This is a genomic window from Enterobacter cloacae complex sp. P17RS (genome assembly GCF_014895885.1).
GTDB classification, from domain to species: Bacteria; Pseudomonadota; Gammaproteobacteria; order Enterobacterales; family Enterobacteriaceae; genus Enterobacter; species Enterobacter bugandensis.
In genome coordinates this window covers 143,904-167,520 of the sequence record NZ_JADBQK010000009.1, presented here as the reverse complement: position 1 = coordinate 167,520, position 23,617 = coordinate 143,904, and the positions used below count along the sequence as shown (strand labels likewise).

The 23,617-nt window shown below is 56.5% G+C and carries 17 protein-coding genes; 4 read left to right on the top strand and 13 right to left on the bottom strand.

Annotation, left to right across the window (positions count from 1 at the left end):
- Window positions 1-6: 6 nt before the first annotated feature.
- Genes cysH through cysJ form a run of 3 tightly spaced genes read right to left on the bottom strand, consistent with a single transcriptional unit; the run spans window position 7 to window position 4,274 of the window.
- Entirely contained in the window at window positions 7-741 is a 735-nt protein-coding gene (gene cysH, locus IM265_RS09415; RefSeq protein ID WP_193031080.1) for a phosphoadenosine phosphosulfate reductase, read from the bottom strand.
- A gap of 15 nt (window positions 742-756) precedes the next feature.
- Complete coding sequence (gene cysI / locus IM265_RS09410) at window positions 757-2,469, bottom strand: assimilatory sulfite reductase (NADPH) hemoprotein subunit (protein WP_063437541.1); 1,713 nt, start codon at window positions 2,467-2,469, stop codon at window positions 757-759.
- Window positions 2,469-4,274: an NADPH-dependent assimilatory sulfite reductase flavoprotein subunit gene (cysJ, locus tag IM265_RS09405; RefSeq protein ID WP_041908421.1), complete on the bottom strand. Its 1,806-nt coding sequence runs from the start codon at window positions 4,272-4,274 to the stop codon at window positions 2,469-2,471. The genes cysI and cysJ overlap by 1 nt, the downstream gene beginning before the upstream one ends.
- Before the next feature lie 306 nt (window positions 4,275-4,580).
- Between cysJ and queD the strand changes: the two genes are divergently transcribed.
- Window positions 4,581-4,943, top strand: coding sequence for a 6-carboxytetrahydropterin synthase QueD (gene queD / locus IM265_RS09400; RefSeq protein ID WP_100170800.1), 363 nt, complete (start codon window positions 4,581-4,583; stop codon window positions 4,941-4,943).
- 28 nt (window positions 4,944-4,971) lie between these two features.
- Here the strand turns inward: queD and queE are convergent, their stop codons facing one another.
- Genes queE through IM265_RS09385 form a run of 3 tightly spaced genes read right to left on the bottom strand, consistent with a single transcriptional unit; the run spans window position 4,972 to window position 7,964 of the window.
- Window positions 4,972-5,643 (bottom strand): 7-carboxy-7-deazaguanine synthase QueE, encoded by a 672-nt coding sequence (queE, locus tag IM265_RS09395; protein WP_028014249.1) that lies wholly within the window; start codon window positions 5,641-5,643, stop codon window positions 4,972-4,974.
- Between the two features lie 54 nt (window positions 5,644-5,697).
- Window positions 5,698-6,405: an N-acetylmannosamine-6-phosphate 2-epimerase gene (locus IM265_RS09390; RefSeq protein ID WP_193031078.1), complete on the bottom strand. Its 708-nt coding sequence runs from the start codon at window positions 6,403-6,405 to the stop codon at window positions 5,698-5,700.
- Window positions 6,405-7,964, bottom strand: a complete 1,560-nt coding sequence (locus IM265_RS09385; protein WP_193031076.1) for a PTS transporter subunit EIIC — start codon at window positions 7,962-7,964, stop codon at window positions 6,405-6,407. The genes IM265_RS09390 and IM265_RS09385 overlap by 1 nt, the downstream gene beginning before the upstream one ends.
- A 165-nt stretch (window positions 7,965-8,129) precedes the next feature.
- Here IM265_RS09385 and IM265_RS09380 point away from each other — a divergent pair, with 165 nt between their 5' ends.
- Together IM265_RS09380 and IM265_RS09375 are read left to right on the top strand one after the other, a co-directional pair.
- Window positions 8,130-8,954: a MurR/RpiR family transcriptional regulator gene (locus tag IM265_RS09380; RefSeq protein WP_028014252.1), complete on the top strand. Its 825-nt coding sequence runs from the start codon at window positions 8,130-8,132 to the stop codon at window positions 8,952-8,954.
- A gap of 357 nt (window positions 8,955-9,311) precedes the next feature.
- Window positions 9,312-10,421: an SDR family oxidoreductase gene (locus IM265_RS09375; RefSeq protein ID WP_126817268.1), complete on the top strand. Its 1,110-nt coding sequence runs from the start codon at window positions 9,312-9,314 to the stop codon at window positions 10,419-10,421.
- 53 nt (window positions 10,422-10,474) lie between these two features.
- Here the strand turns inward: IM265_RS09375 and eno are convergent, their stop codons facing one another.
- The 5 genes from eno to rlmD all read right to left on the bottom strand — a co-directional run bounded on the left by eno (window position 10,475) and on the right by rlmD (window position 18,156).
- Window positions 10,475-11,773, bottom strand: a complete 1,299-nt coding sequence (gene eno / locus IM265_RS09370) for a phosphopyruvate hydratase (protein WP_006811784.1) — start codon at window positions 11,771-11,773, stop codon at window positions 10,475-10,477.
- Window positions 11,774-11,854: 81 nt separating this feature from the next.
- A complete protein-coding gene (gene pyrG / locus IM265_RS09365; protein ID WP_028014254.1) occupies window positions 11,855-13,492 on the bottom strand; it encodes a glutamine hydrolyzing CTP synthase in 1,638 nt (545 codons plus the stop codon).
- A 223-nt stretch (window positions 13,493-13,715) separates the two neighbouring features.
- Window positions 13,716-14,507, bottom strand: coding sequence for a nucleoside triphosphate pyrophosphohydrolase (gene mazG, locus IM265_RS09360; protein WP_045261274.1), 792 nt, complete (start codon window positions 14,505-14,507; stop codon window positions 13,716-13,718).
- A 67-nt stretch (window positions 14,508-14,574) separates the two neighbouring features.
- The gene (gene relA, locus IM265_RS09355; protein WP_028014256.1) at window positions 14,575-16,806 is read right to left on the bottom strand and encodes a GTP diphosphokinase; all 2,232 of its coding nucleotides are present in this window, start codon (window positions 16,804-16,806) and stop codon (window positions 14,575-14,577) included.
- A gap of 51 nt (window positions 16,807-16,857) precedes the next feature.
- Window positions 16,858-18,156, bottom strand: a complete 1,299-nt coding sequence (gene rlmD, locus IM265_RS09350) for a 23S rRNA (uracil(1939)-C(5))-methyltransferase RlmD (protein WP_193031074.1) — start codon at window positions 18,154-18,156, stop codon at window positions 16,858-16,860.
- A 57-nt stretch (window positions 18,157-18,213) separates the two neighbouring features.
- Here rlmD and barA point away from each other — a divergent pair, with 57 nt between their 5' ends.
- Complete coding sequence (barA, locus tag IM265_RS09345) at window positions 18,214-20,973, top strand: two-component sensor histidine kinase BarA (protein ID WP_048998526.1); 2,760 nt, start codon at window positions 18,214-18,216, stop codon at window positions 20,971-20,973.
- Window positions 20,974-21,062: 89 nt separating this feature from the next.
- Here barA and IM265_RS09340 read toward each other — a convergent pair whose 3' ends face one another.
- Together IM265_RS09340 and gudD are read right to left on the bottom strand one after the other, a co-directional pair.
- Window positions 21,063-22,202 carry a glycerate kinase gene (locus IM265_RS09340; RefSeq protein WP_028014259.1) on the bottom strand — a complete coding sequence of 380 codons (1,140 nt, stop codon included), beginning with the start codon at window positions 22,200-22,202 and terminating at the stop codon, window positions 21,063-21,065.
- Between the two features lie 77 nt (window positions 22,203-22,279).
- Complete coding sequence (gene gudD, locus IM265_RS09335) at window positions 22,280-23,617, bottom strand: glucarate dehydratase (RefSeq protein ID WP_045261271.1); 1,338 nt, start codon at window positions 23,615-23,617, stop codon at window positions 22,280-22,282.

The window sequence follows — 23,617 nt, the reverse complement described above, 5'->3', positions numbered from 1 at the left end:
AAAACATTACCCTTCGTGCAGCCCGCACTCGCGCTTCAGCCCAAAGAATCGCGTCTCTTCTTCCGCCATTCCCGGCTCCCATTTGCGCGTGGTGTGGGTGTCGCCCACGGACAGGTAGCCCTGGTCCCACAGCGGATGGTACTTGAGCCCGTGTTTTTGCAGGTACTGATACACCGTGCGGTTATCCCAGTCGATAATCGGCAGCACTTTGAACACGCCGCGCTGTACCGCCAGTACCGGTAAGGTTGCGCGGCTCCCGGACTGCTCGCGGCGCAGGCCGGCAAACCACGTTTGGGCGTTCAGCTCTTTCAGCGCCCGGTTCATCGGCTCAACTTTGTTGATCTCATTGTATTTCTCAATGCCCTCAACGCCCTGCTCCCACAGCTTGCCGTAGCGCGCCTCCTGCCAGGCCGCGCTTTCCGTTGCGCGGTAGACTTTAAGGTTCAGCCTGAACTTGTCCGTCAGCTCGTCGATAAACTGGTAGGTTTCCGGGAACAGGTAGCCGGTATCGGTGAGGATCACCGGTATGTCCGGACGGATCTGATTCACCAGATGCAGGCTCACAGCCGCCTGAATACCAAAGCTCGACGAGAGCACATACTCTCCCGGCAGGTTTTCCAGCGCCCACGCCACGCGCCCTTCGGCGTCCAGCTTTTCAAGGTGAGCGTTAGTTTCTGCCAGGGCCAGAATGCGTTCGACTTTTGGCAGGTCATTAAGGGCGTTTAGATCGAGTACGGACATAATTACCTCTCGTGGTTACTCCCAGAAATCCCTGGCGGGATCGAGCACCGGGCGAATGATGCCCGCACGCACCGTAAAGTCGCCGAAGCCTTCACCCGCTTCGCGCTCTTTCGCCCAGCGCCCGACAAGCTCGTCGATGGAATCAAGAATTTCCGGCTCGGTGATGTTCTCGCGGAACATGCGTGGAATACGCGTGCCGATACGGTTACCGCCCAGGTGCAGGTTATAACGGCCCGGCGCTTTCCCCACCAGCCCCAGCTCGGCCAGCATCGCACGACCGCAGCCGTTCGGGCAGCCCGTCACGCGCATAACAATATGCTCGTCCGGAATACCGTGTTTTTCCAGAATCGCTTCCACTTTGTCAGTAAATGACGGCAGGAAACGCTCGGCTTCGGCCATCGCCAGCGGACAGGTCGGGAACGACACGCAGGCCATCGAGTTTTCACGCTGTGGCTTCACCGCATTCATCAACCCGTGCTCGCGCGCCAGTTCCTCAATTTTCGCCTTTTCGCTTTCCGGCACGCTGGCGACGATCAGGTTCTGGTTAGCAGTGATACGGAACTCGCCTTTGTGGATCTTCGCGATTTCCAGCAGACCGGTTTTCAGCGGGCGGCCCGGATAATCCAGAATACGGCCATTTTCAATGAACAGCGTCAGGTGCCAGTTATTGTCGATGCCTTTCACCCAGCCGATGCGATCGCCGCGACCGGTGAATTCGTAAGGGCGGATCGGCTCAAATTTGATCCCCGCACGACGCTCCACTTCCTCTTTGAACGTTTCAACGCCCACGCGCTCCAGAGTGTACTTGGTTTTCGCGTTTTTACGGTCGGTACGGTTGCCCCAGTCGCGCTGGGTGGTCACTACCGCTTCCGCCACGGCCAGCGTGTGCTCCAGCGGCAGGAAGCCGAACTCGCTCGCGGTGCGGGCGTAGGTTTTCTTGTTACCGTGCTCAATAGACAGGCCGCCGCCCACCAGCAGGTTAAAGCCAATCAGCTTGCCGTTTTCGGCAATCGCCACGAAGTTCATGTCGTTGGCGTGCAGATCGATGTCGTTCTGCGGCGGGATCACCACCGTGGTTTTGAACTTACGCGGCAGGTAGGTCTGACCGAGGATCGGTTCTTCGTCGGTGGTGGCGACTTTTTCCTGATCGAGCCAGATCTCCGCATAGGCGCGGGTACGCGGCAGCAGGTGCTCGGAAATTTTCTTCGCCCACTCATACGCTTCGGCGTGCAGCTCGGACTCGTACGGGTTCGAGGTGCAGAGCACGTTACGGTTCATGTCGTTGGCGGTCGCCAGCGCGTCCAGACCCACGGAGTGCAGCATCTGGTGCACCGGCTTGACGTTCTTCTTCAGAATCCCGTGGAACTGGAAGGTCTGACGGTTGGTCAGGCGGATGCTGCCATAAATCGTGTTTTCACCCGCAAATTTGTCGATCGCCTGCCACTGTTTGGTGGTGATCACTCCACCCGGCAGGCGGCAGCGCAGCAGCATCGCGTGGCGCGGCTCCAGCTTCTGTTCTGCGCGCTCGGCGCGGATATCACGGTCGTCCTGCTGATACATGCCGTGGAAACGGATCAGCAGGAAGTTGTCGCCGTTGAAACCGCCGGTCAGGCCGTCATTCAGATCTTCAGCAATGGTGCCGCGCAGATAGTTGCTTTCCAGCTTCATGCGCTCGGCGTCTGTCAGTTTACCTTCGACCACCAGTGGCCCTGGATGTTTTTCGCTCATTAGTAGACATCTCGCTGATAACGGCGCTCAACGCGCAGCTCACTTAAAAATTCATCCGCCGCTTCGGCATCCATACCGCCGAATTCGGCAATCACTTCCAGCAGTGCCTGCTCAACGTCTTTCGCCATGCGATTGGCGTCGCCGCAGACATAAATGTGGGCACCGTCATTGATCCAGCGCCACAGCTCTGCGCCCTGTTCGCGCAGTTTGTCTTGTACGTATACTTTTTCTTTCTGATCGCGGGACCAGGCCAGATCGATGCGGGTCAGTACGCCCTCTTTGACGTAGCGCTGCCACTCAACCTGGTAGAGGAAATCTTCGGTAAAGTGCGGGTTGCCGAAGAACAGCCAGTTTTTACCCGGCGCGTCGTCCGCGGCACGCTGCTGCATAAAGGCGCGGAACGGCGCGATGCCGGTGCCCGGGCCAATCATGATCACCGGCGTCTCCGGGTTCGCCGGCAGGCGGAAGTTGTCGTTGTGCTCGATAAAGACGCGCACCTCGCCCTCTTCTTCCACGCGGTCCGCCAGGAAGCTTGATGCCCCACCCGCGCGGGCGCGGCCTTCGATGTCGTAGCGCACCACGCCGACGGTAACGTGAACTTCGCTTTCCACTTCCGCCTGGGAAGAGGCTATAGAGTACAGGCGTGGGGTCAGCGGACGCAGCAGACCGATCAGCGCATCGGCATCCAGCTGTGCCGGCGAGAAACGCACCATATCGACAATCGGCGTCGTCGCGGCGTAATGCTGCAGCTTCGCTTTGTCGCCCACCAGCGGCAGCAGGGATTCGCTGCGCGTTAGGGTGGCATAATTCTCGACGATATTCGGGGTGTTCACCGTCAGCTCGAAATGCCACTGCAGCGCCTCTGAAAGTGGCTGGGTTTTGCCGTCAACGGTGACGGGCTCGTCACCCTTCAGCCACAGCAGTTCCACCAGCTCTTTCACCAGCGCCGGATCGTTCTGATACCAGACGCCCAGCGCATCGCCAGGCTGATAGCGCAGGCCGGAGTCGCCAAGATCGATTTCAATATGGCGCACGTCTTTTTCCGAGTCGCGGCCCGTAATTTTCTGGTTCACCGACAGGCTCGCCGTCAGCGGCGACTCTTTGGTGTACGGGCTGGTGTGGATCTCATTGACGGTGCCCGCAGCGGTCACCGCGGCCTGCGCTGGCGTCTCTTTCGGGACGCGGGCTTTCAACACCTCAACGATGCGCGCACGCCATTCAGCGGCGGCAGTCTGGTATTCCACATCCGCGTCCACGCGGTCTAGCAGGCGCTCCGCGCCCAGCTCCGCCAGCTTGCTGTCGAAGTCTTTACCGGACTGGCAGAAGAATTCATAGGAGGTATCGCCCAGGCCAAATACGGCAAACGCCGTGCCATTCAGCTTAGGGGCTTTTTTTGAGAACAGGAACTTGTGCAGCGCCACCGCTTCTTCAGCGGGTTCACCTTCCCCCTGGGTCGAGGCGACCATCACCAGCAGTTTTTCTGACGCGATTTGTTTGAATTTATAATCCCCGGCGTTGACCAGGTTCACGTTCAGTTTGGCGGCCAGCAGATCATCACGCAGCGCTTCGGCCACGCGGCGGGCGTTGCCCGTCTGCGAGGCGCTAATCAGCGTAATGGCAGGAATTTCAACGGCCGTTGCCGGTGCGCCAGCCACCGCGCCAGGCTGCTGGTTGAGCATTCCCCAGAAATAACCGGAGACCCAGGCAAGCTGAGTGGGAGAAAAATCAGAGGTGGCAGCCTGAAGGCGCGCCAGTTGCTCCGGGTTAAGGGGAAGCAAATTTGAAGGTGGGGCCTGTGTTGTCATGCGTCGTTATGTTCCAGTAGCCAAGCGGACTTTAAGCGAATAAATCCAAACTGAAGATAAGGTTAACGGCGTGGATAATAACAATTAAAGAAGGGATGGAAATAATAAATAACCAAATGGACTAACCTGTTTTAGTTATCGTTCTTAGCGATAAAAACGATTGAATAACCATCTGAAATAAAAGAATAAAAACCAATAATCACTCTGAATACCGGACGTTCACCGTTCAGAGCCGTTTTAGTTAATGCTAAAAATTGTGCTTTCCGGTACTATGCGGCGGTTTTTTCCGCATTACTGAGAGCGATCATGTCCACCACACTGTTTAAAGATTTCACCTTCGAAGCCGCCCACCACCTTCCGCACGTTCCTGCAGGACATAAATGCGGCCGCCTGCACGGGCATTCGTTTATGGTGCGTCTTGAGATCACCGGTGAAGTTGATCCGCTTACCGGTTGGATCATGGACTTTGCCGAGCTGAAGGCCGCGTTTAAGCCGACCTACGATCGTCTGGATCACTACTATCTCAACGATATTCCGGGTCTGGAAAACCCGACCAGCGAAGTGCTGGCAAAATGGATCTGGGATCAGATGAAGCCGCTGGTACCGCTGCTGAGCGCGGTGATGATCAAAGAAACCTGCACGGCAGGCTGCGTGTATCGCGGAGAGTAAAAAAAGCCCGGCAAAACCGGGCTTTTTTCTAGGCAATATTCAGATACTTGTGCGTCTGCATCGACAGGCGCCAGTTGCGCGCAATGCAGGTTTCAATGCACAGGCGCGTCGCATCCTCTTTCTGGCTGATCGGCTGCAGGGCGATTACCCGCTGCTTCTCATCCGTCAGCGTTGCCAGCAGTTCATCCAGCGCTTCGATATCACGTACGCGTCCTACCGGATGCTTAATTTCATCCGCGCGCTCCAGCGCCTGAGACAGCACGTCATACCCGCCACGCATATTCACTTTTGGCGATACCGTCACCCAGGTGGTGTGCGAGCAGCGCACTTCATGGGTGCCGCTGGTCTCAATCTGGCAGCTGTAGCCGTTCTTTTCGAGCAGCTCGGTCAGCGGCGTCAGATCGTGAATGCAGGGTTCGCCGCCGGTGATGACGACGTGGCGAGCCGTCCAGCCCTGGCGACCAATTATGGCCAGCAGGTCTTCTGCACTGCCCGCGCCCCACTTATCGCTCTCTTTGGTTTTCGCCAGAATGCTAAACAGCGACACTTCCCGATCTGCGAGCTTATCCCACGTATGTTTGGTATCACACCAGGCACAGCCAACCGGGCATCCCTGTAAACGAATAAAGATAGCGGGAACGCCGGTAAAGTAACCCTCGCCTTGCAGGGTCTGGAACATCTCGTTAATCGGGTACTGCATAGTCATCTCAGTAAAGGGGATAAACGATAAGTATCGCAGATCCCCGCCGGATGGTCATGCTCCATCGGTGCTTTGCGCGCTAATCGCCGCCATAAAGCGCGCGGTAATTTGCTGTGGGCGGGTGATCGCCCCGCCGACAACGACCGTATGCGCGCCCAGTGCCAGACACCGGGCCGCGCGCTCGGGCGTATCCACGTTGCCTTCGGCAACCACGGGGACCGTCACGGCCGCCAGCACCGCTTTCAGGAACGCACAGTCATTCTCCGGAAGCGTATGGCCTGCCGTTTCCGCCGTATAGCCGTACAGCGTGGTACCGACGTAGTCAAAGCCAAGCGTCTGCGCCGTCACGGCTTCGTCTACGGTGGAAATATCTGCCATCAGCAGTACCGAGGGGTAACGTGAGCGGATGGCCGTGACCAGTGTTTCCAGGGATTCACCGCCAGGACGTTCCCGCGCCGTCGCATCAAGGGCAATGATTTCCGGAGAGACGGCCATGAGCTCATCCACCTCTTTCATCGTAGCGGTGATAAATACTTCGCTCCCTGGATAGTCCCGTTTGATGATGCCGATAACCGGTAAAGACACCTGCTGTTTAATGGCCTCGATATCTACCACGCTATTGGCGCGAATGGCGAAGGCTCCACCCTGTGCCGCCGCCAGCGCCATTCGCGACATGATAAACGGGCTGTGCAGCGGTTCGTTTTCCAGCGCCTGACAGGAGACGACCAGTTTTCCCTTCAGGTTATCCAGTACATTTTTCATTACGATAAGATCTCTTCCACTTCGTTTTTGATAATCGTGACGTGCGGGCCATAAATGACCTGTACACCGTTACCGCGCACGATAACGCCGCGCGCGCCGGTGGCTTTCAGCGCCGCGTCATTCACTTTGCTGCCGTCTTTGACCGTCACGCGAAGCCGCGTGGCGCAGCAGTCCACCTCTTCCAGATTGTCTTTTCCGCCTAACCCGGCGATCACCGCCGCAGCGCGCTCGCTTTGCGGCAGGCTGACGTCATCAACCATCGCCTCCTTTTCACGGCCCGGCGTGGCGAAATCAAAGCGGTTAATCAGGTAGCGGAAGGTGAAGTAGTAGAGGAAGAACCACGGCACGCCGACCAGCGGAACGAACATCCAGTTGGTTTTGGCCTCCCCCTGCAATATGCCGAACAGCACGAAGTCAATAAAACCACCGGAGAAGGTCTGCCCGATGGTGATGTGCAGCATATGCGCGAGCATAAACGCCAGCCCGTCAAACAGCGCGTGAATGACGTAGAGCACCGGCGCAATGAACAGGAAGGAGAACTCGATGGGCTCGGTAATTCCCGTCAGGAATGAGGTTAACGCCGCGGAGAGCAGCAGCCCGGCAACGCGCTTTTTGTTCTCCGGTTTCGCCATGTGGTACATCGCCAGGCAGGCACCGAGCAGGCCAAACATCATCGTGATAAAGCGCCCGGACATGAAGCGTGACGTGCCTTCATAGAAATGCTGCGTGTTCGGGTCGGCGAGCTGAGCGAAGAAGATCCGCTGCGTGCCCTCAACCAGGTGGCCGTTGACGATCTCGCTGCCGCCGAGCGCGGTGGTCCAGAACGGCAGATAGAAGATGTGGTGCAGACCAAACGGGCCAAGCATGCGCAAAATAAAGCCGTACAGCAGCGTGCCAAGATAACCGGTGGCATCCACCAGCCCGCCCAGACCAAAAATAAGCTTCTGGAAATGCGGCCAGACCACGGTCATGATCGCGCCAACGAGTATCGCCGCCAGCGAGCTGATAATCGGGACAAAGCGCGAGCCGCCAAAAAAGCCCAGGAACTGCGGAAGCGCTATCTTGTTAAACCGATGATGCAGCGCGCAGGTCACGAGACCAATCACCACGCCGCCAAACACCCCGGTTTCCAGCGTCTGAATACCCAGCGTCATGCCCTGCCCTACAGCGCCCGGGTTCTCGTGCGCCAGTTTTCCGGTGAGGATCAGCAGCGCGTTGATGGTGGCGTTCATCACCAGAAACGCGAGTAGCGCTGCCAGCCCCGCCGTGCCCTTATCGTTTTTTGCCAGCCCGACGGCCACCCCAACCGCAAACAGCACCGAGAGGTTCGCAAACACAATCGAACCCGCACTGCTCATGATGGTGAAAATGGCCTGCAGCCAGCTCACATCTAAAAACGGATAGGCCGCCAGCGTATTAGGGTTCGATAACGCCCCGCCGATACCGAGCAGCAGACCCGCCGCGGGCAATACGGCGATAGGCAACATAAAGGATTTGCCAAAGCGCTGCGCTTTTTCAAACCATCCACCCGACGAAGCGCCACTGAATATTTGCATCATTTTTTCATCCCCCCATTAAAAGATGAAAATTTTTACCATATAAATATTTTATAGTGAAAATTATCATCACAAACCAGGAGGCCGATCATACTTTTTTAAAATGACTGGCATCTTTCCCCCGCTTTCCGCCACACTAGTCGCAGTGAAACACATTAAGGACGTGGCATGTCGGACCATGAAAACCTGCTGCTGAAGCTCCGCCAGGAGGCTTCCGGGTACAGCCCAACGCAACAAAAACTCGGTGAGTTTGTCCTCAGCGACCCTGCCCGGGTGCTCTACCTGACCATCACCGAACTGGCGCGAGAGAGCCACACCAGCGAGGCCAGCGTGACGCGTCTTTGCCGGACGCTGGGGTGCAAGGGGTATAACGAATTCAAAATGGCGCTGGCGCTGGATATTCAGCAGGGTCAGCCCGCGCGTCAGGCGGGGGATGAGATTGACAGCGTGGTGGATGAATCGGTGCAGGCTCTGCAGGATACCGCGAGACTCCTCGACCGCGCGCTGCTTGAAAAAGCCGCACTGGCGCTGCATCAGGCGCAGTCCGTGCAGATTTATGGCGTCGCGGCCAGCGCAATCCTCGGGGAGTATCTGCATTACAAGTTATTAAGGCTGGGTAAATCCGCACAGCTGTTTAGCGATATGCACCGCGCAGCCATGAATGCGACCACGCTTTCGGCAGAGACGCTGGTGGTGGCGATCTCCAGCTCCGGTTCAACGCGAGATTTACTTCACGTGGTGAAACTTGCCCGCAAGCGCGGGGTGAAGGTTCTGGCGCTCAGCAACACGCCCCGCAGCCCCCTGGCGTCTCTTAGCGATATGCTGTTGGTAGCCGCCAAGCCAGAAGGCCCTCTTAGCGCGGGCGCGCTTAATGCCAAAGTTGGGGTGATGCTGCTGGTCGAATTACTTACGACATCTATGATTGCGCTGGATGGTCATTACGCTGACGTCAGCCAGCAAACGGCCAGCGCCACGCTTCCTCTTCTGCTCTAAAAACCCTTCGCAGGCTGAATAAAATAGCCTGCGTTTTATTTTTCTCAATTTTACTTAAGCAGGGCTCAATTCATTTATATGATAAATGTTTGGTGTAACAAATTATTTTGTTTATTACAGTTTGAATTATTTACCTCGCGCCACCCCAGAGACAAAAACAGATTAAAATCATTAGGTTAAAATAAAAACATGAATAAATTGAATTTTTCCGCTTTCTGCAATGTCCAATATTTTCACCTGATTTCCTTTCCTTAAAATAAGCTTAAGACGCTGTCGGTCCCGACGTTTTATTATTTAAACGCCGTTTACTTTTGCGCGCCTACAATCCGCCTCATCAATCATGATGAGACGGTAATAATGAAGATGTTATTAATTACAGGCGTGACCGGGTTTCTGGGCGGTGCAGTACTTGAAAAAATCCTGACCAGCGATCAATCCGTAAAACTCCTTTTGCTTGCCCGTGCCGGCGATCCGCAAAGCGGGCTGGCGCGCGTGCAGGAGAACATGCGTAAGTTCAACATTTCTGAGGAGAAACTGGCCTCCCTGAGCGTGGATAATATCCTCATCGGCGACCTCAGCCAGCCGGAAGCCTTTCTGAACGATCCCCGTCTGGACCAGGTTACGCATGTCGTTAACTGCGCGGCAGTTGCGTCTTTTGGCAATAACCCGCTGATCTGGAAGGTGAACGTAGAGGGTACGCTAGCGCTGGCGCGCCGCATGGAGAAGGTCGCAGGGCTGCAGCGTTTCCTGCATGTAGGCACCGCAATGTCATGCACGCCGGAGCAGGATTCGCTGGTCGCCGAAAGTGCGGAATTCAGAGAAAACGCTGAGCACCTGGTGGAATATACGTATTCGAAGTCAACCATCGAACAGCTGATGCGCCAGGAATGTCCTAACCTGCCGCTGCTCATCGCCCGTCCGTCCATCGTCGTCGGCCATACCCGCCACGGCTGCACGCCGTCGAGCAGTATCTTTTGGGTCTTCAGCATGGGCCTGATGCTGCAGAAGTTTATGTGCTCGATGGAAGACCGGATCGACGTTGTCCCGGTAGATTATTGCGCCGACGCAATGTTAATGCTGCTGAGCAGCAACGCGCGTCCGGGGGAAGTGGTACACATTTCTGCCGGGGAAGAGAACAGCGTTCGCTTTGCGGATATCGATCGGGCAATGGCGCAGGCGCTGGAGAAAGCGCCCGTTGGCGATAAGTACGCGCAGGTCAGCTACGAAACGCTGGTCAAAATGCGCCGTGAACTGAAAACCATTTTTGGTCCGTGCAACGAACGTCTGATGCTGAGAGCGATGCGCTTATACGGTGCCTTTGCCACGCTGAACGTGCGCTTCAGCAACGATAAGCTGCTCAGCATGGGGATGCCGAAGCCACCTCGTTTTACGGATTATATCGCCCGCTGCGTGCAAACCACCCGGGGACTAACCATTCCCGAGCAGATGGCGGTCGATTTTAAATAACCAAAAAAAATGCCAGTCATTCGACTGGCATTTTCATGTTAAGGCTTAAGCAATTATGCCTGGCCTTTGATCTCTTTACGACCGTTGTAAGGTGCTTTTTCACCCAGCGCTTCTTCGATACGAATCAGCTGGTTGTATTTAGCAACACGGTCAGAACGGCTCATAGAACCGGTTTTGATCTGGCCAGCAGCGGTACCAACAGCCAGGTCAGCAATGGTCGCGTCTTCAGTTTCGCCAGAACGGTGAGAGATAACAGCGGTGTAGCCAGCGTCTTTCGCCATTTTGATCGCAGCCAGCGTTTCGGTCAGAGAACCGATCTGGTTGAATTTGATCAGGATGGAGTTAACGATGCCTTTCTCGATGCCTTCTTTCAGGATCTTGGTGTTGGTTACGAACAGATCGTCACCAACCAGCTGGATTTTGTCGCCCAGTACTTTGGTCTGGTATGCGAAACCATCCCAGTCAGACTCGTCCAGACCGTCTTCGATAGAAACGATTGGGTACTGTTTGGTCAGGTCTTCCAGGAAGTGAGTGAACTCTTCGGAGGTGAACGCTTTGTTGCCTTCGCCAGCCAGAACGTATTTACCGTCTTTGTAGAATTCAGATGCTGCACAGTCCATCGCCAGGGTGATGTCTTTGCCCAGCTCGTAGCCTGCTGCTTTAACCGCTTCAGCGATAACAGCCAGTGCTTCTGCGTTAGAACCCAGGTTTGGCGCGTAGCCACCTTCGTCACCAACAGCAGTGTTCATACCTTTAGCTTTCAGAACTTTAGCCAGGTTGTGGAACACTTCAGAACCCATACGAACCGCTTCTTTCAGGGTTTTCGCGCCAACAGGCTGAATCATGAATTCCTGAATATCAACGTTGTTGTCTGCGTGCTCACCACCGTTGATGATGTTCATCATTGGTACAGGCATAGAGTATTTGCCTGGGGTGCCGTTCAGTTCAGCGATGTGCTCGAACAGTGGCATACCTTTAGCAGCGGCTGCTGCTTTGGCGTTCGCCAGGGAAACGGCCAGGATTGCGTTCGCACCGAAGTTAGATTTGTTTTCAGTACCGTCCAGATCGATCATGATCTTGTCGATGCCAGCCTGATCTTTGGCATCTTTGCCAACGATAGCCTGAGCAATAGGACCGTTAACAGCGCCAACCGCTTTCAGTACGCCTTTGCCCATGAAACGGGATTTGTCGCCATCACGCAGTTCCAGCGCTTCACGGGAACCCGTAGAAGCACCTGATGGAGCAGCTGCCATACCGACGAAACCACCTTCCAGATGAACTTCGGCTTCAACGGTCGGGTTACCACGGGAGTCGATGATTTCACGACCGATGACTTTAACGATTTTGGACATTAGATTTTCCTCAGTACAAGTTAAACTAAAACTCCAGACAAACAACGCGTACCGTTGGTACGCGTTGCCGTTCTAACTTTTTTACTTCGCCTGACGCTTCTGGTACTCGCTGGCGGCTTTCACGAAGCCTGCAAACAGCGGATGTCCATCACGCGGCGTTGAAGTAAATTCCGGGTGGAACTGGCAGGCAACAAACCACGGATGGTTTGGCACCTCGATGATCTCGACTAACTGATCGTCCCCGGAGCGACCCGCAACACGCAGGCCCGCGGCTTCAATTTGTTTCAACAACATATTGTTGACTTCATAGCGGTGACGATGGCGCTCGGTGATGACCGGCTCGCCGTACAGCTTGCGAACCACGCTATCGTCGGACAGCTGGCAGGCCTGCGCGCCAAGACGCATAGTGCCACCCAGATCGCTCTTCTCGGTACGGACTTCGACGTTACCGTCTTCGTCGCGCCATTCCGTAATCAGCGCCACGACAGGGTACTTACAGTCTGGCACAAATTCCGTAGAGTTCGCGTTTTCCATTCCCGCTACGTTGCGCGCAAATTCGATCAGCGCAACCTGCATACCCAGGCAGATGCCGAGGTATGGAATATTGTTTTCACGCGCATAGCGTGCAGTGGCGATCTTGCCTTCAACACCACGGTAGCCGAAGCCGCCAGGGATGAGGATAGCATCCAGATCTTTCAGAATTTCAACGCCACGTGTTTCAACATCTTGCGAATCAATCAGCTTGATGTTCACGGAGACGCGGTTCTTCAGACCACCGTGCTTCAGCGCTTCGATAACGGACTTATAGGCGTCCGGCAGTTCGATGTACTTGCCGACCATACCGATAGTCACTTCGCCTGCCGGGTTCGCTTCTTCATAAATAACCTGTTCCCATTCAGACAGGTTAGCTTCCGGACAGTTCAAGCTGAATCGTTTACAAATATAATCGTCCAGACCCTGTGATTTCAACAGGCCCGGGATTTTATAAATGGAATCGACATCTTTCATTGAAATAACGGCTTTTTCAGGCACGTTACAGAACAATGCAATTTTCGCACGTTCGTTCGCTGGAATGGCACGATCGGAACGGCAAACCAGGATGTCAGGCTGAATACCGATAGAGAGCAGTTCTTTAACGGAGTGCTGAGTCGGTTTGGTTTTCACTTCACCTGCCGCCGCCATGTAAGGCACCAGCGTCAGGTGCATGAACAGCGCGTGTTCACGACCAATGTCTACCGCCAGCTGACGAATCGCTTCGAGGAACGGCAGGGATTCGATATCACCCACGGTACCACCGATTTCAACCAGCACAACGTCATGCCCTTCGCCACCGGCAAGAACACGCTCTTTGATGGCGTTAGTGATGTGTGGGATAACCTGCACGGTCGCGCCCAGGTAGTCACCGCGGCGCTCTTTTCGCAGAACGTCAGAGTAGATGCGGCCAGTCGTAAAGTTGTTACGACGGGTCATTTTGGTACGAATGAAACGCTCGTAGTGGCCAAGATCCAGATCGGTTTCAGCGCCGTCTTCAGTAACGAACACTTCCCCGTGTTGGGTTGGGCTCATGGTGCCAGGATCGACGTTGATGTACGGATCCAGTTTCATCATGGTCACATTGAGGCCACGGGCTTCAAGAATGGCTGCGAGGGAGGCTGCGGCAATGCCTTTACCCAGAGAGGATACGACCCCGCCGGTCACAAAAATATAGTTCGTTGTCATGCTGAACCTGAGAAGTTAGGGTGAAACGATGGAATAACCAGGACGGGAAAGTAGTATACCCGAACACGGCGAGCGCCACAAACTTTCATTCTCCGTCTCCATTCCAGGCCATGACAAACATAAGGAGTGAGAAAATAGCCCCTTTTGGGTAAATGTTTTTGACGCAAATCAAGCGCTTGTCATTTAAAAAATCACACAAATTGCGCTTGATCGCAAAATTCCGTTAGAGATCAGATTCCTGGCGTTTTACTTCCTGCCAGACTTCTTCCATCGCGTCGAGGTCAATTCCGGTCATTTCCAGGCCGCGCGAGGCCACAATCCGCTCGACTTCACGAAAGCGTCGTTCGAATTTCAGGTTGGCTTTTTGCAGCGCGGTTTCCGCTTTTACCCCTAAATGGCGAGAAAGATTGACGGTGGCGAACAGCAGGTCGCCCATCTCTTCCTCCAGCTTTGCTTCATCGACCACCGCCTGCTGCGCTTCGTGCATCACTTCGTCGATCTCTTCATGCACTTTATCCAGCACGGGTCCCAGGGAATCCCAGTCAAATCCTACCGCCGAGCAGCGCTTTTGAATTTTGTGGGCGCGCATCAGCGCGGGCAGGCTCAGCGGGATGTCGTCCAGCGCAGAGTGCTGGGACTTTTCAGCGCGCTCGGCGCTTTTAATCTGCTCCCAGCGGGCCAGCACCTCTGCGCTGTTTCCTGCGGTGGCATCGCCAAAGATATGCGGATGGCGGCGCTCCAGCTTATCGCTGATAGCGGCACAGATATCGTCAAAGTTAAAGCGCCCTTCCTCCTGCGCCATCTGGGCGTAGAACACTACCTGGAATAGCAGGTCGCCGAGTTCACCGCGCAGGTCATCGAAATCCTCGCGTGAAATGGCGTCCAGCACCTCATAGGTCTCTTCGAGGGTATAAGGTGCGATGGTCGCGAAAGTCTGCTCCTTGTCCCACGGGCAGCCGTTTTCCGGGTCGCGCAGGCGTTTCATGATGCCGAGCAGGCGGTCGATTTGAGTCATGGTTTTTCCCATTTAAAAAAAGGGCCGGGTGGCAGCGAAGCTTTACCCGGCCTTCATAAGAGTGTGTTTAGCCGCCGTGCAGACGACGCGCGTCAATCACATCCGGCACCTGGTTCAGTTTGCCCAGCACGCGGCCGAGCACCTGCAGGTTGTAGATTTCGATAGTCATATCGATGGTGGCAAGCTGCTCGCGGGTATCGCTGCGGCTGGCAACGCCCAGCACGTTGACCTTCTCGTTGGCGAGAATGGTGGTGATGTCGCGCAGCAGCCCGCTGCGATCGTTGGCGGTGACGCGCACCACCAGCGAGTAGCCGGCGGAGTAGCTCTCCCCCCAGACCGCTTCCACGATACGCTCCGGCGCGTGGGACTGCAGTTCGGCAAGCTGGTCGCAGTCGGAGCGGTGGATCGAGATCCCGCGCCCCTGGGTGATAAAGCCGACGATATCATCCCCCGGAATCGGCTGGCAGCAGCGGGCAATGTGGTGCATCAGGTTACCCACGCCCTCGACCACCACGCGGCCGTTGTCTTTGCTGCGCTGCTGCGGGGCATAGGTTTTCTGCTGCAGCTGCTTTAGCGCCGCCGCGTCCTGCTCTTCCGCGCTAGGCTTGTTGAACTGCGCCTGCAGGAAGTTGACCATCTGATTCAGACGGATATCACCGCCGCCAATCGCCGCCAGCAGCTCGTCCAGCTCGTTGAAGTTGTAGCGCGGCAGCAGGAATTTCTCTGCTTCTTTCAGGCTGATCCCGATATGCTCCAGCTCGTCGTCAAGGATCTGGCGACCGGCAAGAATGTTTTTGTCACGATCCTGCTTGCGGAACCAGGCGTGAATTTTGGAGCGCCCGCGGCTGGTGGTGACGTAACCGAGGTTCGGGTTAAGCCAGTCGCGGCTCGGGTTTGGCTGCTTCTGGGTAATGATTTCAATCTGGTCGCCCATCTGCAGCTGATAGGTAAACGGCACGATACGTCCGCCGATCTTCGCCCCGATGCAGCGGTGCCCCACGTCGCTGTGGATGTGGTAGGCAAAATCGAGCGGCGTGGAGCCAGCCGGCAGGTCGACAACGTCCCCTTTCGGGGTAAAGACGTAGACGCGGTCATCAAAGACCTGGCTGCGCACTTCGTCCAGCATCTCGCCGGAATCGGCCATCTCTTCCTGCCACGCAATCAGCTTACGCAGCCAGGCAATGCGGTCTTCGTGGCCGGAGCGTGCCCCGCCAGAAGTGCCCTCTTTGTACTTCCAGTGCGCGGCTACGCCCAGCTCGGCGTCTTCGTGCATCTGTTTGGTGCGGATTTGAATCTCGACCGTTTTGCCGCCGGGGCCAAGCACCACGGTATGAATGGACTGGTAGCCGTTCGGTTTTGGGTTCGCGACATAGTCGTCAAATTCATCCGGCAGGTGGCGGAAGTGAGTATGTACTATCCCCAGCGCGGCGTAGCAGTCCTGCAGACGCTCCGCCACGATACGCACGGCGCGCACGTCAAACAGCTCGTCAAAGGCGAGGTGTTTCTTCTGCATTTTGCGCCAGATGCTGTAGATATGTTTTGGTCGACCGTAGACTTCGGCGCGGACGTTCTCTTCTTTCATGGCCTGACGCAGGCCGCTGACAAACTCGTCGATATAGTGCTCACGATCGATACGGCGCTCATGCAGGAGTTTAGCAATGCGCTTGTATTCTGCCGGATGCAGATAGCGGAAGCAGTAATCTTCCAGCTCCCATTTCAGCTGACCAATCCCTAAGCGGTTCGCCAGCGGCGCATAGATGTTCGTACACTCTTTGGCGGCCAGCACGCGCTCGTCTTCCGGCGCATCTTTCACTTCACGCAGGTGGGCAATACGCTCGGCCAGCTTGATGACCACGCAGCGAAAATCATCCACCATGGCCAGCAGCATCCGGCGGACGTTATCAACCTGCTCAGAGGAGACGGAATCGGTATGCGCGGCTTTTAGCTGGCGAATGGCCGCCATATCGCGCACGCCGTGGATCAGCGCAACGACGGATTTGCCGACGCTGTCGCGCAGCACATCCTCGCTGACCACATCCGCATCCGCGAGGGGGAACAGTAGCGCGGCCTGCAGCGTTTCGATGTCCATGTTCAGCATGGACAAGATTTCAACCATCTCCACGCCGCGCCATAAGAGCAGATCGGCATCCGGGTGTCCCTGCGTGGTGCGCAGACAGTAGGCCCAGGTTTCGGTTAAGCGTTCACACGACTGCTGGCTGGAAATTCCCAGACTTGCGATCCATTTTTGTGGGTCAAACTCCCCAGCTTTATTGAGATGTGCACTTCTTACCGCAACCATTGTCCTCTCCTTTAGGGACCAGGGCCTGTCGAAGTCGACAAGCCAAACAAATTAGATGTGCTCGAACAACGCCATCGATTCCAGATGTCCAGTGTGCGGGAACATGTCCAGCATTGCCAGACGCCGAATCTGGTAACCCGCGCTGATTAACGCCTCACTGTCACGGGCAAGCGTGGCCGGGTTACAGGAAACATAGACCACGCGCCTGGGCGCGAGTTTAATAATATGCGCCATGACGCCTGGGGCACCTGCACGCGCCGGGTCGAGCAGGATTTTGTCGAAACCCTGCTTTGCCCACGGCTGTTGAGTGACATCTTCCTCAAGATTTTGATGAAAGAATGTCACATTTTGCAAGCCGTTCTGCTCTGCGTTTTCCTGGCCTTTGACCACCAGCGCCTCAACGCCTTCCACCCCGACCACGCTTGCCGCTCTGCGCGCCAGCGGCAGGGTAAAGTTACCCATGCCGCAGAACAGATCGAGCACACGGTCAGTGGGCTGTACGTCAAGCCATTCCAGGGCCTTCGCCACCATTTGCTGGTTTATGCCGTCGTTGACCTGGATAAAATCACGCGGACTGAACGTTAAGCGTAGCCCGTCTGACGCATACCAGGGAGCTTCGCCCGATACCTGTTCAAGTATCTCGCTTTGCGGCGCGAGGAAAAGCGCAAGCTCATGAGAATGCGAAAAGCGTTCCAGTTTTTCGCGATCTTTTTTCGACAGCGGCGCAGTGTGGCGCAGCACCATCAGCGGGCCGTTGTTCGCCAGCACCAGTTCAACGTGGCCCAATGAACGCACCCCGTCGAGCGATGCAAGACAGCGGTGCACGTCCGGAAGCAACGCCTCAAGATGGGGCACCAAAATGGGGCACCGCTTCACGTCAACAATATCGCTGGAGGCCGCTTTGCGAAAACCCATCTCCAGCCGCTCCGTTTTGGGCTGATAGCTCAGGCTCAGGCGCGCGCGGCGGCGATAGCCCCAGGGCTCATCGGCGATAATCTCGTCAACTTCGTGTTTAAGGAGGCGCGCCAGCGCGCGGCTTTTACTTTTTTGCTGTAATTCTGTGCTCGCATGCTGTTGCTGGCAGCCTCCGCACACGCCAAAATGGGGACAGCGGGGCTCCACGCGCTCCGGGCTCGCGTTGAGGCGACGCTTCACCTGTCCGCGCGCGTACTGACGCTTGTCTTCCGTCAGCGTAATTTCTGCTCGTTCTCCTGGCAGCAAACCTGTTATAAACAGAGCCTTACCGTTGTGACGAGCCACTCCCTGACCAAACGGATCAAGGTCCGTGGCTTCAACAGTAATGATTTGACGCGTCGTCACGCGTCGCTTTGCAGAGTAGAATTGCGCCATCGCCGAGATTTTTCTCACATAAACATAATTATCTTAATTGTCCCATAACGGAACGCCATGACCAACTACAGCCTGCGCGCGCGCATGATGATTTTGATCCTCGCCCCCACCGTGCTCATCGGTTTGCTGCTGAGTATCTTCTTTGTGGTGCACCGCTATAACGATTTGCAGCGACAGCTGGAGGACGCGGGCGCCAGCATTATCGAACCGCTCGCCGTCTCCAGCGAGTACGGCATGAACCTGCAAAACCGTGAATCCATTGGGCAGTTAATCAGCGTGCTTCACCGTCGCCACTCGGATATCGTCCGCGCCATTTCCGTCTACGACGAACATAACCGTCTGTTTGTCACCTCAAACTTTCATCTCGATCCGGCGGCCCTTAAAATCCCGGACGGAACGCCATTCCCGCGCCACCTCACCGTACTGCGGCGCGGCGACATCATGATCCTGCGCACGCCGATCGTGTCGGAAAGCTATTCACCCGATGAGTCTGCGCAATCCGATGCCAAATCCAGCAATAACATGCTGGGATATGTAGCGCTTGAGCTGGATCTCAAGTCGGTACGGCTGCAGCAGTACAAAGAAATTTTTATCTCCGGCGTGATGATGCTGTTCTGCATTGGTATTGCGCTGATCTTCGGCTGGCGTCTGATGCGCGACGTCACGGGCCCCATCCGCAACATGGTTAATACCGTTGACCGCATCCGCCGGGGACAGCTCGACAGCCGCGTGGAAGGGTTTATGCTGGGCGAGCTGGATATGCTGAAAAACGGCATTAATTCGATGGCGATGTCGCTGGCGGCCTATCACGAAGAGATGCAGCATAACGTTGACCAGGCCACCTCTGACCTGCGCGAAACGCTGGAGCAGATGGAGATCCAGAACGTTGAGCTGGATCTGGCGAAAAAGCGCGCTCAGGAAGCGGCGCGTATCAAGTCTGAGTTTCTGGCCAATATGTCGCACGAGCTGCGTACGCCGCTGAATGGCGTGATCGGCTTTACCCGCCTGACCCTGAAAAGCGAGCTGAATCCTACTCAGCGGGATCACCTGCACACCATTGAACGTTCGGCCAATAACCTGCTGGCGATCATTAACGACGTGCTGGACTTCTCCAAGCTGGAGGCGGGCAAACTGATTCTGGAAAGTATTCCCTTCCCGCTGCGCAGTACGCTCGATGAAGTGGTGACGCTACTCGCGCACTCGTCGCACGACAAGGGCCTTGAGCTAACGCTTAATATTAAAAACGACGTGCCGGACAACGTTATTGGCGATCCGCTGCGCCTGCAGCAGGTCATTACCAATCTTGTCGGGAATGCCATTAAATTCACCGAAAGCGGCAACATCGACATCCTGGTAGAAAAACGCGCCATCAGTAATAACAAGGTGCAGATTGAGGTTCAAATCCGCGATACCGGTATCGGCATTCCGGAGCGGGATCAGTCGCGTCTGTTCCAGGCCTTCCGCCAGGCAGACGCCAGCATCTCCCGCCGTCATGGCGGCACCGGTCTGGGGCTGGTGATCACCCAGCGTCTGGTGAACGAGATGGGCGGCGATATCTCTTTCCACAGCCAGCCAAACCGCGGCTCAACCTTCTGGTTCCATATTAACCTCGACCTCAATCCGAACGTGCTGACCGACGGCCCGGTGACGGACTGTCTGAAAGGTAAGCGCCTGGCCTACGTCGAGCCTAACGCGGCAGCGGCGCAGTGCGCGCTGGATATCTTAAGCACCACGCCGCTGGAGGTGGTTTACAGTCCAACCTTCTCAGCCCTGGCCGTTGATCATTACGACATTCTGCTGATGGGGATCCCGGTGACCTTCACCGGCGAGCTGACCATGCAGCAGGAGCGGCTGGCGAAAGCCGCGTCGATGACCGACTATCTGCTGCTGGCGCTGCCCTGCCACGCCCAGCTTAATGCGGAAGAGTTGAAAAACGACGGTGCGGCCGCGTGCCTGCTTAAACCACTCACCGCGACCCGCCTGCTGCCCGCCCTCACGGAGTATTGCCGTCTTAGCCAGCACGCACTGCCGTTGATTAACGACGAGCAAAAACTGCCCATGAGCGTGATGGCGGTGGATGATAATCCGGCAAACCTGAAGCTAATCGGCGTATTGCTGGAAGACCAGGTTCAGCATGTTGAGCTGTGTACCAGCGGCGCCCAGGCGGTTGAACTGGCTAAACAGATGCAGTTCGATTTAATTCTGATGGATATTCAGATGCCGGGCATGGATGGCATTCGTGCCTGCGAGCTGATCCACCAGCTCCCGCATCAGCAGCAAACCCCGGTGATTGCGGTCACCGCGCATGCGATGGCCGGTCAGAAAGAGAAGCTGCTGAGCGCCGGGATGAATGATTACCTGGCGAAACCTATCGACGAAGAGAAGCTTCATAACCTGCTGTTACGCTATAAGCCGGGGCACATTGGCGGAACATATACGGTTTTCAGCGAGCCGGTTGAGGTAAGCGTTAATCAAAATGCGACCTTTGACTGGCAGCTGGCGCTGCGCCAGGCGGCAGGGAAACCCGATTTAGCGCGAGAGATGCTGCAAATGCTGGTCGCGTTTCTGCCGGAGATCCGTAATAAGGTTGAAGAACAGCTGGTGGGCGAGAACCCGGAAGAGCTGCTGGAAGCGATCCACAAGCTGCACGGCAGCTGCGGCTACAGCGGCGTACCGCGTCTGAAAAACCTCTGCCAGCTGCTGGAGCAGCAGCTGCGCGCGGGTACGCCGGAATCGGAGCTTGAACCGGAGTTCCTGGAACTGCTGGATGAGATGGATAACGTGACGCGGGAAGCGATGAAGGTGTTGGGTAGCTGAGGTAAAAGCCCGGTGGCGCTACGCTTACCGGGCCTACAGGTGCGCTAACGTTGGCCGGGTAAGGCGAAGCCACCACCCGGCAATCACAGTTAAAATGCCTGCCCTACTTTAAGCACCGCCGCGATATTCCTTGCAGCCATCTGTACATTCGCGCTGGCATTTTCCAGCGCGTCCTCCAGCGAGCAGATGGTGTAGATCACGCTAAACACCGCGTCTAAGCCGTGATCGTGTACCACGCCAACATCCGCCGTCAGGCTACCTGCAATGCCGATAACGGGCTTATTAAAGCGTTTCGCCACTTTCGCCACCCCTACCGGCACTTTGCCGTGGATCGTCTGGCTGTCGATGCGTCCTTCCCCGGTGATCACCAGATCCGCATCGGCCACCTGGTCGGCCAGGTGTAGCGCATCGGTCACAATCTCAATGCCCTGGCGCAACTGCGCGCCACAAAAAGCGTACAGCGCTGCGCCCATGCCACCCGCCGCACCGCCGCCAGCAAGGTTGAGCACATCAATGTCCAGATCCCGGGCAATGACTCTCGCATAGTGCGCAAGCGCGTTGTCCAGGGTGACGATCATCTCGGGTGTGGCGCCCTTTTGCGGGCCAAATACCGCTGACGCGCCATCCTTACCGGTGAGCGGATTCGTCACATCGCAGGCGACTTCTATCCGGCACTCCGCCAGACGCTGGTCGAGGCCGCTCAGGTCGATCCGCGCAAGCTTATCCAGCTCGCCCCCGCCCTGCCCCAGCGGCTGTTCATTGTCGTCCAGCAGCTTCGCCCCCAGCGCCTGCACCATCCCGGCGCCGCCGTCATTGGTGGCGCTGCCGCCGATACCGATGATGATATGCTTAACGCCCGCATCCAGCGCGTGGCGGATAAGTTCCCCCGTGCCCCAGGAGGTCGTTTTCAGAGGGTCACGCAGTGAAGGGGCTACCAGTTCCAGACCGCTTGCCGCCGCCATTTCAATAAAGGCGCTCTGCTCGTCACCGGATATCCCATAAAACCCGTCCACGCGCTCGCCCAGCGGACCGGTCACCGGAACGTGCACAATGCGTCCCCGGGTTGCTGCGATCATCGCCTCAACCGTGCCTTCACCGCCATCAGCGACCGGCAGTTTGACGTACTCCGCCTCAGGGAAAATCTCGCGAAAACCGCGCTCGATCGCTGTCGCAACCTCAAGCGCACTCAAACTTTCCTTATACGAGTCCGGTGCGATAACAATTTTCATAAGCCATCCTTACGCATAGTCGTTACGTTAAGCATACACCACGTAGAAAACCACTCATGGGAGCGGTCCCAATGCGTTTATCGTACCATGCACGGACGTTTATTGTCGAATGTCCAGTCAGGGATCAGGTACTGCATCGCCATCGCGTCGTCGCGCGCGCCCAGACCGTGTTTCTGATACAGCTCGTGTGCTTTCATTACCTGATCCATATCCAGCTCAACGCCCAACCCCGGCGTGGACGGCACCTGCACCATGCCACCTTTGATCTCAAACGGCTCTTTGGTGAGGCGCTGGTTACCCTCCTGCCAGATCCAGTGCGTGTCGATAGCGGTAATAGTGCCCGGCGCGGCGGCGGCAACGTGGGTAAACATCGCCAGCGACACGTCAAAATGGTTGTTGGAGTGCGAACCCCAGGTCAGGCCAAACTCGTGGCACATCTGCGCCACGCGAACCGAGCCCTGCATTGTCCAGAAGTGCGGGTCCGCCAGCGGGATATCCACCGATTGCAGAGAGAGCGTGTGCCCCATCTGACGCCAGTCGGTGGCGATCATATTGGTCGCGGTCGGTAGCCCCGTAGCGCGACGGAATTCCGCCATGACTTCGCGGCCCGAAAAGCCTTGCTCAGCCCCGCACGGATCTTCCGCGTACGCCAGCACGCCTTTCAGCTGCTTGCCAATATCGATCGCTTCATCAAGCGACCACGCGCCGTTCGGATCCAGCGTCACACGCGCCTGCGGGAAACGTTTTGCCAGCGCGGTAATGGCTTCCGCCTCCTCTTCCCCCGCCAGCACGCCGCCTTTCAGTTTGAAATCATTGAAGCCATATTTTTCATACGCGGCTTCTGCCAGCCGCACAACCGCATCCGGGGTCATCGCTTCTTCGTGACGTACGCGGTACCAGTCACATTGCTCATCTGGCTGGCTCTGATACGGCAGCGGCGTCAGCTTGCGGTCGCCGACAAAGAACAGATAGCCGAGCATCTCCACTTCACTGCGCTGCTGACCCTCGCCCAGCAGCGACGCGACGTTAACGCCCAGGTGCTGGCCCAGCAGATCCAGCATCGCGGCTTCAATGCCGGTCACCACGTGGATAGTGGTGCGCAAATCGAAGGTTTGCAGGCCGCGGCCACCGGCATCGCGGTCGGCAAAGGTATTGCGCACGGTGTTGAGGACATTTTTGTACTCACCCAGCGTTTTTCCCACCACCAGCGGAATGGCATCCTCCAGCGTTTTGCGGATCTTCTCCCCGCCCGGAATTTCTCCCACGCCGGTATGGCCGGCATTGTCTTTGATAATGACAATATTGCGCGTGAAGAACGGCGCATGCGCCCCGCTCAGGTTCATCAGCATGCTGTCATGACCTGCGACCGGAATGATTTGCATGGAGGTGACGACAGGGGTCGTAAAAGTACTCAT